Genomic DNA, 16,264 nt, shown 5'->3' with positions numbered 1-16,264 from the left:
TAACTACCGTCGGCATGCACAACTGCCCCGTCATTTCAGTTGAGATTATCCTGTACAATCTCGTCCTGGTGCATTTTATGAGGCATGGTGTTCCTTTCGGATAGATGCCTAACGACGGTGATCGAACCAGGAAATATAATAAACACTCTTTCGAGTGCAGATTAATCGGTCATATACAATTATGTGACCCTGCTATATCTTGAACACCCACTTCGTTAGCAAATGCACAGTGCCCTGTTTGTGATTTGAATGTTTCTGTTTGCTGGTTGGTTTTGGTTTTTTCTCTGTCTCGGGCGGTCTGTTGCGTTGCTGTTTTATTGTTAGGATTTTGTTCGTGGTCGAGGTATTTGATTTATCCGTCCATATCATTTGCTTGCCTTGGATAAGGGTTTATCCAGGGGAGGGGAAGCCATGGGATGCGCGCGTTCCCAGGGTTTTCTCGATAGGTACGCTTTTGGGTGCCCTCCCCGAATTATTGACTCTTTTATAATCTTGCGGTTCTCTCTTTCATGTCTTGTTCCGTTGAAGCGATGAGCATGAAAGGTGAGCTATGACCCGTTCTCGCAGTAAGTGGGGGGTGTCTTCCTTAAAGAAGGTCGGGAGTGGGCGCGTCACCGTCTGGCTTGGCGGGTATTCTAACCCGCTTGACCACGGCAGGAGGGTCGGCAGGCAGTTCGGGCCGGAATACCGTACGGAAGCGTTTGCCTGGCTGGAACGTGAGCATTGCCTGGTCGTTTTTCATGACAAGGGAACACGGGACTGGTGGCCTCCGAGTGGCAGGAACGCCGAGTCGAAACCAGAAGACGAAGAAGTCCTGTTCGAGGATTACCTGCAGGAATGGATGAAGCATAGGAAGAGGAACGGGAACTCCGAACTGCGGGGTGCCACGAAAAGGAACCTGAAAGCGGATATTGCTCATTTCTCGCTGTACTTCAAAGGCAAGCCAGTCGCGGAGATCAGGCCCGGCGATGTGCGTGATTGGTATGAGGCCTACCATCCCGAGGGTCCCTGGGCGTTCTACGGGGCGTGCCAGTGTGGCGGTTACCGTCCACGGGGCATCGGAGCAAGGCGATGTTTCCAATGCTGCACGATGCCTTGGGGGAGGGGACTCAGAAATGGATCGCCGATCGTGGCGGCGAGCGACCTCTGGCCGTGTCCCGCTGGGAGGATGCCGACAGTTCACAGGCGCAACCGCACCACGAGGTGCGGGAGATGCTTGAGCGCCTGCGAAATCGGGCGGATCGACGCACACAGGCTCAGGTCCGCGATCCCCTTTGCGGTGCCTACATTGTGCGCACAGCTTTTCTGCTGGTGGAGGAGCGGCCCGCGTGTGCCGCCCTGTCGGCCGACCATAGAGGATGCTTATCCTTCTTCCTAGGTGGCGCCTGAAGCGTCTTTTCTTCATCCACTTATAATGGATGCCAATTGATGGATAATAACAAGTGATAATCAGGGAAAAGTAAATGAATTAATTCATTCACGACTTTCATCACGGCACTATGGCTCGTTTTATGAAGAAGTGAATGGTCTGAGGGCAAGGGGGAGGAAAGGAAGTATATGTTCCGCGCCGAAGAACAACAAAGCCGGAATCGTATCGACAGGATGTCAGGGAAGGAAGCTGCGAGTAATGGCGATCGGATGGCAGCCGGATATCTTTCGAGAATGTCCCGCCTCCTCAAGGGCCCGCTGCTTGTCGTGCTCTGCCTGGCTGTGCTGTGCGCCTCGGTGATCGGCATCGGAACAACGGGGGCTCCAGCCGTGGCCGCTGGTGCGGAGACCCAGGTCGACACCAAACCCAAGGTCTTCCAATTCATGGCTTATAACGATAAGGTCGATTCGTATCAGGATGAGCTCCGCCTTGATCTGGTTCTACGGGTGCCCCACAAGGAGTTCGACCCAAACTGCGTGGCACTAGGCCAGACGACGCCGGCCGCATCCAGGGGTTGTTCCCTGTCCTTCCTGTACCAATACTCCGGATCAGACCAACCAAGGGGGTTCAGACGATCCCGATACATCAATACCATGGGGCGGAAAGGCGCAAACAGCTACGATGGAGCCCTCGCATGGGCGAGGAACCAGGATGAGGCCTTTACCGTTCACGAAATAATCAATTCAGGTGTTTATGACTACTTGGCCATCTCCATTGAAGGCGACCTTGACTACACGGATGCCAAATCCTCGATCGACGCCTACAAGACGGGTGGTTCGAAGCAGGAACTCGCCGTGTACGCCGTCATCGACCATGACCGTCAGGGGAGGAACATCCTATGCGGCGACGCTGTATGGAATTATGGAGATGATATGTGCGGCACCTTCAATCCGGATTCCTTGGACAGCGCACGATCGGTCAATATCATGGATGCCATTGGGGAGCGCAGTACCAGACTCTATATGCAGAATTGCAGAACGTCCGGAGGGGCCAAATACTGCAGTGGTCCGGCTTCTTTCGTCGGCTGGGATGGGCACCCGCTCCTGTGGAGCGGGCGTCAGGCGAACTGGGGGTTGGTGACCGATTTCGGGTTCCCCGCGGGCAATAACAATCCGGCCGTGCCGGAAGGGGTGGCACCGGCCAAATCGTTCTTCGTGTATTGGTATAACGTGGGAGGACCAGGGTCCTCCAAAAACCCTGGGTGCACGGAGAACACCTCCTTTAAGTATCAATGGGTGGGGTTGAAGAACAACACATGGGTGCCGGTCAAGGCGCTCACGCCCAAAGCGGTGGAAGTCCAAGGACAGCCGGCGGGCTACAGCTCACCGGGGTCCGCCTCCGGCTCCGAGCAAGGGGCCGCATATAATGACAAACCCAGGGCAGCCGGTTCGTCGCGGGCCAAGACCAACAACCTGTTCGCCGTCAATGATGCCGGTGAGCCCATGCCGGCGCAGCGCCCGGACGGGTCCATCGACTTCAAACTCGCCAAGTCCATGCAGGGGTTGGATGGATACTTCAAGTTACTCACTTGGCCCATAACCAAGGATGCGAACGGCCAGATCTGCAAGACCACCACACAGGTGGAGAAGGACACCTACAATCCCGAGGCCGGCATCGAGAACCTGGATGCCAAGGAAGTTGAGCACCGGATGCAGACGGCCTGGACCATCGATACTGCCTTCTACCGGTACAGTGTCAACCCTCCACAGGCGCCTACCATCAATTCCATCGATGGAACCGGTCTGGGGTCCGGAGGAGCCGTTTGGGCCGATAGTCTCACTCCGACCATATCCGGCACCTGTCAGCCGGCCGTCGACCCCCAAACGCCGAACAGGGTGACCCTGTTCGGCGAGAATCCAGCGAAACCCATCAGTGCGAACAATCCAGACGAATCGGACAATCGTGGGTTCGCCATAGGCACCGTCGCTTGCGTTCCCAACGACGCCAGGAATCCAGACGAGGGCGGCACCTGGAGTATCCGCGATGACAATACGGCCTATCCAAGCAAGGGCGTCAACACCAACATGGGCCGTCGGCGGTATCATGCCTGGATAACCGAGCACTCGACCGGCTACAACCTCACCTCCGGCTTTTCCAACCTGGCAACAGCACGATTAGCCGCTCAGAACGAGGCGGCTCCGGTGGTGCAGGCCATAACGGTACCCCATACCCGCAAGGGCGTTCTGCCAGCGGGATCGGCGGTGAGGGTCGAGGGCACAGCCAGGCCGACCTATCTTGCGGGGAACGACACGAACCTGTCGGATTCGAGGCTGGAAGTCTTCATGGTCCAATCCTCATCCGGTGCCGAGATCTCCCTAGGAACCTCAGGCGAACATGATTTCAGCACGAGCATCCCTTCAGGGGGTTCATCCCCGGTAGGTCACATCGTCATTGAGCCCGTCACGGAAGGACATGTGTGGCACTGGAAAATCGACATCAATCCATTGGTGTTCCTAAATGCCTTTGACGGCAGCCCTGGCAGCGAGCAGTATACATTCGGTGCCCGTTTGGTCAATCCCGCAGGAAAGCCTTCGGACGATGCCCGCAAGGATCAGATGGTGGATATGACCCCGACCGATCCGGGAATCATCGGCGCCGACTGGCAAACGGTCAGTGGCAGGGCGGTGATGAAGGGAACCGAAACAGTCGACGCGAATGCCAAGGTGACCGTGACCTGGCCGTCCAACCCGGCCGGCAGGACCAGCGATACCGTCATGTCAGGAGCGGATGGTGCCTGGGCGGTACTGCTCCCCAGTGGGATCGAGCCTGGGGAGGTGAGCGTAACGGTTGTGGATTCGAATGGCAATCAATCTGAACCGTATAAACAGTACCTGGATGTTGCGCCTCCATTGGATGGCCTCCCTCTCGCGGGTGCTCCAAAACATATGACGCTGCTTCTGGTGTTCTCCCTTGTTCTGCTCGTCGCCTTGACCTGTGCATGGCTGCGGCGCAGGCGCGAATTCACTCCGCCTGCATCCTGAATCGGTGGGGGGTATCGGACCTTGTATGCGAGCGGGAACTGTCTGTTCAGGCAGGTTCGGATGCGGCATCAGCGTGTCCCTTTCCTTGACTGGTTGTCGTAGAGTGGTTGACATGGACGAAGGCAACAATGTGACGGTGAAAACCCAAGAGGGACGTCGGCTTTCCGGCAGAGCCTATGGCCCCCGTGACGGCGACCCGGTACTTTTCATAGCCGGGGCCGGCATGGGCAAGTCCATGCTCTTCGGTGAGGAGGTACTTCCGCAGCACGGCATCCGCGTCTTGACGATGGACAGACCCGGCATGGGCGCTTCGGACCCGGAACCGAACCGTACGATGACAGGAACTGCCGAGGATTACCGAATATTCACCCAAGCCTTGCTCGGCACGGGGGCCGCATCCGTCCCGGTGGTGGCGAATTCACAGGGCGGTATGTTCGGTCTCGCGCTGGCGGCACTAGGTTTCGCCGCAGCATTGGTGCTGGTCTCTCCCGCTGATGAAGTGCAATACCCGGCCGTTCATGACAAGCTGTCTCCGCAGGCCACGCAGCTTTCCGACCTGGCCGTATCATCTCCCGACTCCGCACGAAAGATACTTCAGGATTTCTCCGCGAAGTCCATGGAGGATATGGTAATCGGCGCTTCCACGGCGAAGGATGCCGAATTTTACACCAGCGAACCATTCCTGACCCGGTACCGCCGGGCACTATCCGAAGGGTTTGCACACGAGGGTGTCGGCTATGTGCAGGACACCATGCTGGCTATGAGGCCTTGGAACATCGATATGACCCAGGTGCGATGCCCTGTGAGCATCCTGTTCGGTGAAGACGACAAGGTGCACTCGCCCGACCATGGCTTGGTGTTGCAGAGCAGAATCGAGACCGCCACGCGCAGACTTTTCCCCGGCGAGGGTGGCTCGCTCCTTTGGACAGGGCCGGGGATGTCCTGGATATAGTGCATGCGCTAGCGGAATGATAGTGAAACTTCAGCAGGCGATCAGGTATCGCCCGGCTGTGCTGTTGACGGTAGCGGGACGAATGCGGAAGCGACGGGTTGAGGTTTATGAAAGTGGCAGGAGGCACGTCATGGTGCTGAGGAACCAGAGATGGGGACCCCGTTGCCTTGCCTGAAGTCAGGTTTCAGGATTGGCATGCCGTTCTGCGCGTTTGGGTCTCAATAAGAGTGGTTTGCTCTCTGAAAAGACCGATTTGAGAGGACCGGCAGCGAATACCCCGCCATGTGTCCAAGCATGGCAAGGAGGGATTCCGTATGATCTGGAAAGCATCTGTAATTGAGACCAGGAACAAGCATTGAGACGGCTGCTTGGGGTCCTCCGGCACTATGCCATGTTTCAGCAGTTATGTTGGGGATATTGTCTGCTGCCCTCTTTCACGACTGTTTCATCAGATGCTGCTTGGATCTACGTTGCCTCCTCAGCACCACTGTCTGTATGCACCTTTTCAAACTTCTGATGCTTTTCGATGCCGTCGTAGGTTACCTGGAAAATCCCTATTTTCGTCTTGCTTGCATGTACCCGATATGGCAAGATACCGCATGAATAGATGCTGATATATGCCTCTATGAAGCTGCTCATAAGAAGCCGTATTGGAAGCATGGGACCGCTGACCCACATGTTCTTATGTCTGAGTCGTCAGGTTGCCCCGGATGCTAGGAGGGGTTCATCGGCCTGTATTTATTCGGTTTTGTGATCGTGGCGGCCGGCAAGGAAACCGGCAGGCAGTGCGGTTGAGATTTCCTTCCGCATGAATAGGGGGTAAAGCACCGCCCCCGGTGCTCTGCTTCATCGAGAAGGGAGTAAAGGGGGCGGGCCGGTGACTGATGGGTCAGCGGTACTGCATGCCGCCATCGACGATCAGGGTCTGCCCGGTCACGTAGTTGGCCTTGTCGCTGGCCAGGAACGAGACGGCGCCGGCCACATCCGCAGGGGTCTCCAAACGGCCTAGGTCGATGCTGTCCTTCATGTCCTGAAGGTTCTGTCCCTTGGGTTTGCCGTTGAGCTTGCCCATCTCCTCATCGATGTAGCCCCACATGGGGGTGTCCACCACGCCGGGGGCGTAGGCGTTCACGGTGATTCCCCTGGGCGAGAGCTCCTGGGCTGCCGTCTGGGTGAGGCCCCTGATGGCGAACTTCGTAGCCGAGTAGGCTGCCAGGATCGGGAAGCCCTCGAAACCTGCGATTGACGATGCGGAGATAATGTGGCCGTGCTCCTTACCCAACTCCTGGAACTTGGCCGCGGCGGCCTGGATGCCGTAGACCACGCTGAAGATGTTGACCTTCGAAATCTGCTCCAGCTGGTCGGGGGTGATGTCGGTGAAGGGCACTATCTGGCAGATGCCCGCGTTGTTGACAATCACATCGAAGGAACCCAACCTGGATGCGGCCTCATCGACCAGGTCGAACACCTGGTCCCTGTCTGACACATCGGTAGGGTGGAAGAAGGACCGACGGCCGATCTTCTCCACTTCGGCCACGGTCTGTTCGGCCGATTCCCTCTGGCCCTCAAGATCGGCCACGACGATGTCGAAGCCGTCCTGGGCCAGCTGGAGGGCTATGCCCCTCCCGATTCCCCTGGCCGAGCCGGTGACGACAGCTACCTTGTTATCGCTCATCTGTCTTTTCCTAACCTTGTTGGTTCCTATCTATAGGGCCGGTCGCAACTTCGGGCCAGGCCACTGTTGCCAGTCTATACGGCGGAGGTGGAGAAGCGGGTGACGGGGAGGAGCGGGCTGTGGTGTGGAGCCTTGTCGTTCCTTGCGGAAACCGGCGGCCAGTCCCAGCGCACCCGTCTTCAAGGCCAGGATCCCTGATCCCACCGGACCAGGAAGGTTCTTCCGGCCATTGAACAGGTTGATTTTCGCCTGTTCGATGTGGCCAGCATCGGCCTTGTCCCCCGACTTGTCGGGGGGACGTCCACCAAGTGGAAGCATAACCGTTCGTTGAAAGTTGTCAGGCTGTTAATAGAGTTCAGATCGTTCAGCTTCTGATCCTGTGTGATGGTCCTGGCCATCCAGTCACCTGCGTCGGTGGCCATCGTGTCCGCCCATTCGCGGGATGGCCTTCTTCGTCTGTCCTCGTCTTGCTCTTCATCGTGCGCCATGCTCTTGCAGTTGTGCGCCCCTGCCGCTTCTTCGCTTTGCCCCTGTCTAGTACAGGCCGGAGGCCATATCACACCTTCTGGCCTGAAATGGGCTTTTCTGCACGGGGGTTGACGGCGAAGCTCCTGTCGATGGTGTTGGAATCACCGGCCCCGTGGATGATTTTCTCCAGACCCTTGACCTTGATGGTGTTGATGGTCTTGCCGGTGTCAAGATCCTGGCGGGTGATCGTCACCCGGTCGGGTTCGTTGATGTGGTGATACCAGACGTCCACGGTTTTGTCGGAGAAAGAGGCCCAGAAACATGATCTGGACCAATTGTCCTTTTGGCAATGGGTTCTGTTCAGTCTGACGGTCTTTCCTGAGTTGACGTCAGTCCTCAAAAGGCCGCCGTCCCCATACCACCAGTAGAACTGGTCGCCGTGCAGTGAGTGGGAGTCATAATATGAGTATCCTATCTGGCTTTCATGGAAATGCACCGGTCTGGCCTCCTCGTCGACAAGGGGCAGGACACGACGATTTCCTGTTTTTGCATCCCACTGTTCTATGGTTGCATAGGAAAAGTTCTCGCCTTCGGTATCTTCGGCAGTGAGGAAGCGGCGGAGATTATAATCCAGATCATTGTGCTTCTTTTTTATTGTCGAAGAATTGCCTCCTTGGCTGGAGATAAAGACAATGCTGTCATTAGTGCATGATGGATTACTGATGACGACATTATCGGATGTCAGGATATTTTCATGTGTGCTTATCGTTCTCGGGTGATAGTGATTGTCAACTATCAAAGATGAGAAGCGGATCAACTCTTTGCTGAGATTGACGCCATCGTCGGTAAGCTGATAGGCGTAGACGGAGCTTCCGCAAACACTGATGCTTGAAACAGGGTGGTCCGTCAGGAAGCGATGCTTTTCGGCTTTCTGACCGTCGAAAAGGACGATGTCCTCGTTGTATCCTTCACCGTCCTCGGTGAAGCCCCCGTTATAGACACCGACATGGGTTATGTTGTCTTGCAACACACCAAGCGTGGCCTGCGTGTCGACTTTGGAGCTGGGAACGACTTTTGGCTTTTGCCCCTCAGCCAGCCAGTAATCGTTGTCTTTGTCGGCGAAGAACAGGCCTTTTGACGTCCAAGACACCTTGCCGTATTCCATACCCTTGGTTTTGACCAGTCTGAAGGATCCGTCGGCATAGATGAAGGCCATGTATGTGTTTCCGGAATGGTGGCGCTGGCCCGTTGCGGGACCAGATAGGCAGCTGCGTACACCTTGGAGATGTCTATCTGGTCGAGTGCAATGGTTTTCCTCGAAGCATCCAAGCGGGAACAACCCGCGCCGGAAGCGATCAGGACAAGCGATAGCAGAATGTAAACGGAAGCCCTGACTCGTTGACTGATACGATGCATCGCGGATCCCTCACTTCCGTTTCTGTAAACTGACACCGTCGGTGACGTGATTGGCGAAACCTATTCAGACGCTTTCCTCGGAAAGTTGATGTTCAGTACCTTTTATATGTGATGGTCCACTTGGACTGCATGATGTCACTTGGATACACGCCGGGTCCGCCGTTGAAGTCCAAATCGATTCCGGCGCCGTCCTTGTAGCTGACCCAAACGACTTGCGAGCAGTTCATTGAACCCTTGGAGGTCTTATTGAATGGGAAGTTGTAGTTGTACGCCCTTCCTTTGAAGATGCGAGACAAACGTACGGCCCTGTCCCTGTTGCCCTGTGAGGTATTTACATACTGCAGCTGTCCACCGGAAGCCACTCTAACGTTGCGATAATTAGTTTCTTCAACTGTTCTTCTAGGCCCTGGAGCATGCACAATCATGTCTTTCCGAGAGAAAATACCTGAATGTCCATGATGAATGTCGGCGGTAGAAACGGGGCTGTAGAAAACGGCTCCGGCGTTTCTTGCTTGTGTAATTGGTATGGTTGCCTGATTGTTGTTACTTCTCGTCAAGTTAGTATGTAGACGTGCCTCCTTGAGCGCTGAATTAACGACATCAGAAAGTGGTTTGCCCTCCCTGTCCGCCTCTGACTGACGGCATTGCGCATGCCTTCGTAAGACGATCCGGGGTTGAGTTCAACAAGTTCTTGGATTTGTTGGGATGTAGATTCGCTTGCAGATGCCGGCATGACCATGCTGCCGAGAGCACTGCAATAAGATTATGCCGTTTCATTCGATACCTCCTTGTACTATGTGGGCCATCTTTCGTCTTCGAAAGTTGGCGAAGTTTATTGTAGGGTATCGGTTGGTGGCGGTCAAGGTGATGCAAGGCACAGTGAATTGCCTGCCGCTTCGAACGCAGACTGCGCGTGCGTGGCGCCTCTGTCGGGAATCCTGCCTGGAGGCCGTATTCGTCGTTCCCTCCCGGCCGCCGGGATGTGGCGCCCCGCTGGGAGCCCCGTGCGCCGCAATCGGTCGACCCGCAGGTCCATCCGGCCGTTTCATCCCTATGGCCATGGCACGATGGGGATTCCTGGCTGGCTTCGACTGGCTCTGCCGGTCGCGGCGGCGTCGGCCCGGATGCCGCAGGTCGGGCATCCGGGTCTGAGCCTTTAGACAGTTTCCGGCTTCTGCACCACCAGCGAGAAGGTCAGGGGAATCCTGGGAAGGCCACCAGGCATGACCCAACCCTGGCGATCCCTGTCGTACTCCAGCATGGGGAGGGCCTTCCAGTCGCTGATGTCATGCTCTCCCAGGGCTCTGATGGTCAGGCCTGCGTCGATGAGGACCCCGGTCATCTCCTGGAAGTCATGTGCCTAGTTGTGGTTGGTCGTGTGTGTGATTCTGGGGCCCGGGGCCTCGGCTTTCCCGACGATGCCTCCTGTCCTTTCTTCCTCGCCGTCATCCTGTCTCATCGTGTAGGTCTGGTCGGTCTCGTAGGTGATTTCGGTCCCGCTGAACCAACCCTGCACGATGGTCAGGCCGTCATCGTCCAGGGCGAAAAGGAGGGGGTGGATGTCCCTGATCGTGAAGATGCCTCCCGGTGCCAGGAGGGAGGCGATGGATTGCGCCCACTCTCGGAGGTCGGGCAGCCAAGTGATGGTGCCGACCGATGTGACGATCAGGTCGAAGAAACCCTTCTTGTCGGGCATGACCTCGGAGGCGAAACGGGCATCACCTTCGACGTAGGTAATGGGGGCGTGGGCGCGGGCGGCCAGCCGACGGGCGTGGTTGAGGGCGGCGGGGGAGAAGTCCAGCCCGTGGACATCTCTGGCCCCCAACCTCCACCAGGTCAGGGTGTCATCGCCTAAGTGGCACTGGAGATGGAGGAGGCGGCGGCCCTGCATCGTGTGGTCGGGCAGGTGGTCCCTGAGCACGGCCATGTCCTTCATGACCACCGGGGTCAGGGCGGTAGGATCGTCGGCGAAGGCATCCAGGTCGCCGTACCCTCCATGCGCGTGGACCTCGGCCCGATCGTTCCAGTTCTCCAGGTTGTCGCTGACATCGCTGGAAGAGGCATGTGTTCTGTCGGTCATGTTTCGTTCTTTCCTATGATTCGATGGATGGATGTTCCCTTGAAGATGGCATCGTTCTGATGACGATGCCGCAGCGGCACTTTTGCATACGGCTTGATGGAACATGTCGATGGCATGACAAGAGGGCCCCGTTCGGGCTCTGTCGCCCGCGATACGGAGCCGGGCCGAAGCCCGGTGCTCACTGCTCTATGAAAATCGTCAGTACAAAGTTTACGCTTCACAGGGGACGCCACACCAGTGGGGACAGCTGTTATGGTTGGCTCCAAGTAACGCCGGCGGGATGGGAGACCTGCAAGCAACCGGTCCCGCCGACACATTCTTTATATTCGGTTAGCCGATACCACAAACTCCGGCCGAATTACAGGCTTCTCCATATGGTTTATGGTTCTGCACCTATTGGTTCCAATCGAATCCACCACTTCCTCCTCCTTGTGGTGTTGCTGGCGCGGGTGCGGTGTTGCTGGCGCGGAGCCGCCTCCTCTGCTGCCGTGGTTGTATGAGGGCCGACGGGAGGGCGTGTGGCCTTGCCGATCCCTGCTGTGGGAGGGGGTCGGACGCTGCTGGGCGGGCGCCGGACGCCGGGCTGGCTGCCGGGCGGCAGGAGCCGCCGCCTGGGCTGGCGGGGCGGCTTGGTCTTTCTGTTGGATGGACGTGTTCACCTGGTCGATGGCCGATTGCAGGGCTGCGGCCGCGTCCTGATAGTCCCTGGCCTTGTCGCCTTTGATGCTGCCGGCCTGGCTGATGGCCTGCTGCAGGCTGTCGCGGACGGCGTTGTCCGCTACTTTCCCGTCGGAGTCGCTCAAAAGCTTTGAAGCCTCGTCCTTCTTCGCGTTCAAGACCGTCTTCGCATCATCCAGGCTTTTCGCATCCCGAGAGGCCAGCACCGCCTTGCCGGCCTTCGCATAGTCGCGGTCGATGCCCTTCAAGCGGTTGCTGGCGCGTCCGGCCTTGTCGGCGGCGCTGACCTTCGGATGTGTCTGGGCCTCTTGCTCGTAGGGCTCCAGACGCTTGGGCGAGATCGCTAGGGCCAGGACCGACTGTGTTGCAGCATTCATATGCTTATGCTGCTATATGAGCAATAAGTTCTTCGTCCCTATATCGTAAGATACGGGGACGTCGTATTTTCGGCATAGGATTTAGTTCCTATAGGCCCTTTTGCTAATTGAACTGATCGTCAGAGTAGCTTTCGATTGCTGCCGTCGAGAATCAGAATGTCATCCATTGTGCTGGCAACGTTACGGCCGATTACTTGGGGCGTCTGTCCGTTGGAGAGTGCATGTTGGATGTTGGGAATGTCTCCCCATATCCTGCGGAGCGCGTGAATGCCGTCGGACAACTCGGCAGTTGGCATTTCATGTTCGACGAGGACATCGCCGACCTGATGGTAGAAACCGCCGAGGTTGAACATTGGCCGCATCTCATTATGGAACTGTCCAGGGCTGAATGTTCCTCCGGTCAGGAAATTGTCCAGACAGTCAGAGAAATGCGGGTATTGGCTCGGATCCATGGTTCGCACTTCGTCTGGGAGCTGGTCCAACCGTTCAGCGGAATGGTCAAGTTCTTCAGCGCTGATCGATCAGGCCGCCTTAATAGAGAGGAAAGCCCATGAGTTCAACTGTTGCTCGATTGGTTCCTTGATGGGGTTCTGCGGCGCTAGCGGTTTGTCGAAAAGGACATAGTCATTGTCGCGACCACGGTCACGGCGGTGGCACCTATCCTGCGTTCGATCCTGGTGAGAGTAAACAATATCAATCTCCTTTGGTTGATGTGTGCGCCTACGGCAATTCCGTGGTAGCAAAAGAGCGGGGGTGCGGTCTTTTCTGATTTGTTTAGGGAACATGTGTCAATTTGCTGAGATTTGTAAATATTGTCCTATTCGTGGGAATTTCCCCTGCAGATCGAAGTTTTTTGGTTTTACCCCTCATCAAAACTGCATAGACCGTCACGCCGGAGTGAACAGGACGGTATTCCGGCTTTCATGTTATCGAGGAAACCCCCATGAGCGCCAGCAAACCGATTGACAACAAAGCCCACGCCGAAGAACTCGACCGCATGGCAGACCAGGGAGAACTGCACCCCGTACCAGGAACGAAGGTCCATCGCGGCTACGACGCGGAACCCCTGACCGAAGGCGATCTGCTCGACATCTTCCAAGGCCGGCCACGGGCGGTATTTAAACAGCCCGCGGCCAAGACCTGGAAACCCATTTCCCGAACCTAAGAAGCCAAGCAGCCTGACAGACCTAATTAGAAAAGAACCCAATGAAGAGCCCGTTAAGGTGATTTCATTGGGTTCTTTCCGGATTGGGCTCATATGTACTGCAGGGGAGAGGCTGACTGCCCGGAGATGCCAACATTTTTCTAAACAAAGAAGTACAAGGCTACAGCAATCAAGGCACCCAGAAGAAACCCCAGTGACGGAAGGATCAGGGTCGATGACGTTACTTTTTTGTTTCCCCTGGTCATGGCCCCCAGGAGAACCCCGAATGATCCAAAACCCATCAGGAAGCCTGTGAGTATCGATAAGGCTGGATCATGCTTACCTAAAATAGGGTATAACACTTGGATGGCCGCACCTAAAATAAGCTGTCCAAAACAGACTCTTGCTAAACCTTGTGTATTCCAATGTCTTGCGTGTGCCTGGCTTGTCTGGTCTTGATACATAGGAAATCCTTTACCTAGAAAAGTGCCTATCGAGATAAACGTATATCCGGTAGGCACCCAGCATCATTTGTGTCGTGAATAACTTGTTAGCAGAATGCTTCGCCAATACCGATTACAGCTCCAGTGACACAGCCTCCGATGGTCGCTGCTATGCCTGCAGGAGTTGGTGCTGTAACGCCTGCCACGCTCCAGATAATGCTATTGACAACTCCCAAACCTGCCATGGCTGCGGAACAGCCGCTGATACGGTGCGATTGTAATCCGGGATTTGCAGAAGATACACCCGGGTCGACCGCCTCCGCCTTCTCGCGTACTTCTTGCCCAGTGACGCTTCCCTTGTGCATGCCGTTGGTATAAACATCAATCACGTCAGTGGTTTTGTCGTAGGAGAAACGAACGGTTGTGCCGTCAGACAGCTTGTAAGTATCCCAGGCAACAGCATAGTCGGCTGGCCCCCTGAGGGTACAAAGAGCGCAGAGGAGCAAGCTAGACGAATCGTATATGCAATTCGAGCCTGGGCCACGTCCCGCCCTCCTACGGAGGTTGGACTGCCTACCCGAGTGGCGCAGGCAGGTAGGTCAATAGCGCAGGGTTGAGCATTTTTAGTGGGCACTTTTTGGCAGGTGGGGTTAGCAAGCATATAACTTGGAATGTCAAACGATGTTGAAAGGGGGTGTAATATGCAGAACTCATCTGATTTTCTTCACTCACTTATGCAAGATCATGATGTTGTTGACCTTGCCGACCAAGACGACCTCAGCTACTTCGTGACACAAGGCACTGTTCTCCATTGGTAATTTCCAGTAGAACCGGGTCGAGGACAGCGATCCTTGATTCTGAAACTGTCCTCGGCCATTCTTTTTAGAGAAAGTCTCATTATGGTCGCATTGGGCATCATCATAGATCGTAAATGTAATATACGTTGCAGTCATTGCTGCTTTTCTTCCGGGCCTAAGGCTACCGAGCACCTGACAGATGATCAGGTGATGAGCATCGTTGAGCAAGCCTGCAATTCATCTGCAATCGACACGATAAGCCTCAGCGGCGGGGAAGCTCTATTAAGACATCAATTAGTTATAAATTGTCTTCGCATGGCAAAAGAGCATGGTAAGCCAGCCGGTTTGGTATCGAACGGTTTTTGGGGTCAGAATATTAAACGAGCGAACTCCACTCTTCGCCAATTGAAGGAATCAGGCCTCAGAGCATTAACGCTTAGCTTTGATGAATTCCATCAGGACAACCTCAAAGTGGAACGGATAAAAAACATATTGGATGCGAACACCAACGTTGGCATTCCGATTTCGATGAACGTAGCAGTCTCCAGATCTCATAACCCCGACCGACTTTTGAGCCAGCTCGGGGATTCCCTGATCGGAGTAAAGGTCACGAGGTTTCCGATTCAACGAGTGGGTGCTGCGCTCCAATTTCCAGAGCAAGACATAATCAGGAGATACAGCATCAACGATGACCTGAGATGCCCCGGTTTTGAACCCACGTACCATTTCGATGGCAAGGTCTATCCATGCTGTTCCCCTGTAGTGTTCGGAAGCACCCTAGTGCTTGGTGATGCCGATGACACATCCGTACAAAAAGCGCTCACCTTAATCCAAAGAAACCTGATGTTTTCTGTCATGCGCCATAAGGGTTTCAAATGGTTATTCGAACTTTGCGTAAAAAATAATTTACTCGACGAGTCATTCCTCCGCCGCGAGTATGTCGATGCTTGTGAAATGTGCGGAATTATCTTCTCCAATCCTGAGATTGTGAATGGTCTGGTTCCACTCATCGAACAGGAATACAGCAGTGAAGATCAACGATGACATCGTATTCACGCTGCAACGACAGTGATATGGAGATTCTTCGCGAGGACGCGAAGCTGGTAATAAAGAACAAAGCCACCGGAAGAATCGTGGAAGTGGAGAATTCCGACGACCTGACGTGTCACTTGGATTTCGATTCGGTCAAGCCCAAAGTATCCGGCGTTGTCTTTGTCTTGTATTGCATCGTTTCTAGCTGTGCGATTGCAGGGATGATTGTCCTTGGCGTCTGGTGGGCGCTGTCCGTTGACATTAGCAGAATCCCTTTCGTTGCTTGGATCGTTCTTGCGATGTATTCCACTGTGCAGACTCTTTTCCACGAGGCTTCCCACTATTTGGTGTTCCTCTCATTCGGAAGAAGGCCGGACTCTATTGGATTCAAAATGAACTATTATCTATTCCCTGCCTTCTACGTGAGGATGAACGACGTGCATCTTTTGACAAGACCTGACAAATATGTACTGCACACTGTCGGAATAACAGTAAACGCAATTGTGAGTCTTGCTGGTTTTGGCATCGTTCAAACTTTCTTAATGGGTGAATCTGCCCGGTTTGTTGTTGCTTGGTATGCGGTAGCCATGTCCTATAATTGCCTTCCGGTGCTCAATTCTGATGGATTCAAAGCGTTGCTCGCTATTACTGGGGAGAATGAGTGGCGCCATTTTTCAGATAATCCTTTGTGGATTAGAGGCATTGTCGTGGTGGGATATATAATTGTTTTTCTCTACACGGCAAGGATTGCGGTGGCCGTGATCAGATGGTTCGCCTAGGGATTGAGAAGTG

14 protein-coding genes are annotated in these 16,264 nt (G+C 55.1%); 7 read left to right on the top strand and 7 right to left on the bottom strand.

Going from position 1 to position 16,264, the window contains the following annotated elements:
- Nucleotides 1-586: 586 nt before the first annotated feature.
- Nucleotides 587-724: a hypothetical protein gene (locus J3T92_RS07375; protein ID WP_267400787.1), complete on the bottom strand. Its 138-nt coding sequence runs from the start codon at nt 722-724 to the stop codon at nt 587-589.
- Nucleotides 725-1,080: 356 nt separating this feature from the next.
- Here J3T92_RS07375 and J3T92_RS07370 point away from each other — a divergent pair, with 356 nt between their 5' ends.
- From J3T92_RS07370 to J3T92_RS07360, 3 genes are all read left to right on the top strand, one after another.
- Nucleotides 1,081-1,389, top strand: coding sequence for a hypothetical protein (locus J3T92_RS07370; RefSeq protein WP_267400786.1), 309 nt, complete (start codon nt 1,081-1,083; stop codon nt 1,387-1,389).
- Nucleotides 1,390-1,638: 249 nt separating this feature from the next.
- Nucleotides 1,639-4,410: a hypothetical protein gene (locus tag J3T92_RS07365; protein ID WP_267400785.1), complete on the top strand. Its 2,772-nt coding sequence runs from the start codon at nt 1,639-1,641 to the stop codon at nt 4,408-4,410.
- Nucleotides 4,411-4,522: 112 nt separating this feature from the next.
- Nucleotides 4,523-5,362, top strand: coding sequence for an alpha/beta fold hydrolase (locus tag J3T92_RS07360; RefSeq protein ID WP_267400784.1), 840 nt, complete (start codon nt 4,523-4,525; stop codon nt 5,360-5,362).
- A gap of 889 nt (nt 5,363-6,251) precedes the next feature.
- On the opposite strand, the gene J3T92_RS07355 is transcribed toward J3T92_RS07360, so the two are convergent.
- From J3T92_RS07355 to J3T92_RS07335, 5 genes are all read right to left on the bottom strand, one after another.
- Entirely contained in the window at nt 6,252-7,037 is a 786-nt protein-coding gene (locus J3T92_RS07355; RefSeq protein ID WP_267400783.1) for an acetoin reductase, read from the bottom strand.
- Between the two features lie 556 nt (nt 7,038-7,593).
- A complete protein-coding gene (locus J3T92_RS07350) occupies nt 7,594-8,670 on the bottom strand; it encodes a hypothetical protein (RefSeq protein ID WP_267400782.1) in 1,077 nt (358 codons plus the stop codon).
- 1,407 nt (nt 8,671-10,077) lie between these two features.
- A complete protein-coding gene (locus tag J3T92_RS07345; RefSeq protein WP_267400780.1) occupies nt 10,078-10,263 on the bottom strand; it encodes a hypothetical protein in 186 nt (61 codons plus the stop codon).
- Between the two features lie 18 nt (nt 10,264-10,281).
- Entirely contained in the window at nt 10,282-11,001 is a 720-nt protein-coding gene (locus J3T92_RS07340; RefSeq protein ID WP_267400779.1) for a class I SAM-dependent methyltransferase, read from the bottom strand.
- Between the two features lie 320 nt (nt 11,002-11,321).
- On the bottom strand, nt 11,322-12,056 hold the full coding sequence (locus J3T92_RS07335) for a hypothetical protein (RefSeq protein ID WP_267400778.1): 735 nt from the start codon (nt 12,054-12,056) through the stop codon (nt 11,322-11,324).
- A 221-nt stretch (nt 12,057-12,277) separates the two neighbouring features.
- On the opposite strand from J3T92_RS07335, the gene J3T92_RS07330 reads away from it, so the two are divergent.
- Nucleotides 12,278-12,610: a hypothetical protein gene (locus J3T92_RS07330; protein WP_267400777.1), complete on the top strand. Its 333-nt coding sequence runs from the start codon at nt 12,278-12,280 to the stop codon at nt 12,608-12,610.
- Nucleotides 12,611-12,999: 389 nt separating this feature from the next.
- On the top strand, nt 13,000-13,221 hold the full coding sequence (locus J3T92_RS07325; protein WP_267400776.1) for a hypothetical protein: 222 nt from the start codon (nt 13,000-13,002) through the stop codon (nt 13,219-13,221).
- Nucleotides 13,222-13,361: 140 nt separating this feature from the next.
- Here the strand turns inward: J3T92_RS07325 and J3T92_RS07320 are convergent, their stop codons facing one another.
- Entirely contained in the window at nt 13,362-13,664 is a 303-nt protein-coding gene (locus tag J3T92_RS07320) for a hypothetical protein (RefSeq protein WP_267400775.1), read from the bottom strand.
- An 830-nt stretch (nt 13,665-14,494) separates the two neighbouring features.
- On the opposite strand from J3T92_RS07320, the gene J3T92_RS07315 reads away from it, so the two are divergent.
- Both J3T92_RS07315 and J3T92_RS07310 read left to right on the top strand, forming a co-directional pair.
- Complete coding sequence (locus tag J3T92_RS07315) at nt 14,495-15,484, top strand: radical SAM protein (RefSeq protein WP_267400774.1); 990 nt, start codon at nt 14,495-14,497, stop codon at nt 15,482-15,484.
- A gap of 29 nt (nt 15,485-15,513) precedes the next feature.
- On the top strand, nt 15,514-16,251 hold the full coding sequence (locus J3T92_RS07310; protein WP_267400773.1) for a hypothetical protein: 738 nt from the start codon (nt 15,514-15,516) through the stop codon (nt 16,249-16,251).
- Nucleotides 16,252-16,264: the final 13 nt, after the last annotated feature.

This window comes from Bifidobacterium sp. B4081 (assembly GCF_026537335.1).
Lineage (GTDB): Bacteria > Actinomycetota > Actinomycetes > Actinomycetales > Bifidobacteriaceae > Bombiscardovia.
Note: the sequence above shows the minus strand (reverse complement) of the source record. Positions and strands in the feature narration are given on the sequence as shown.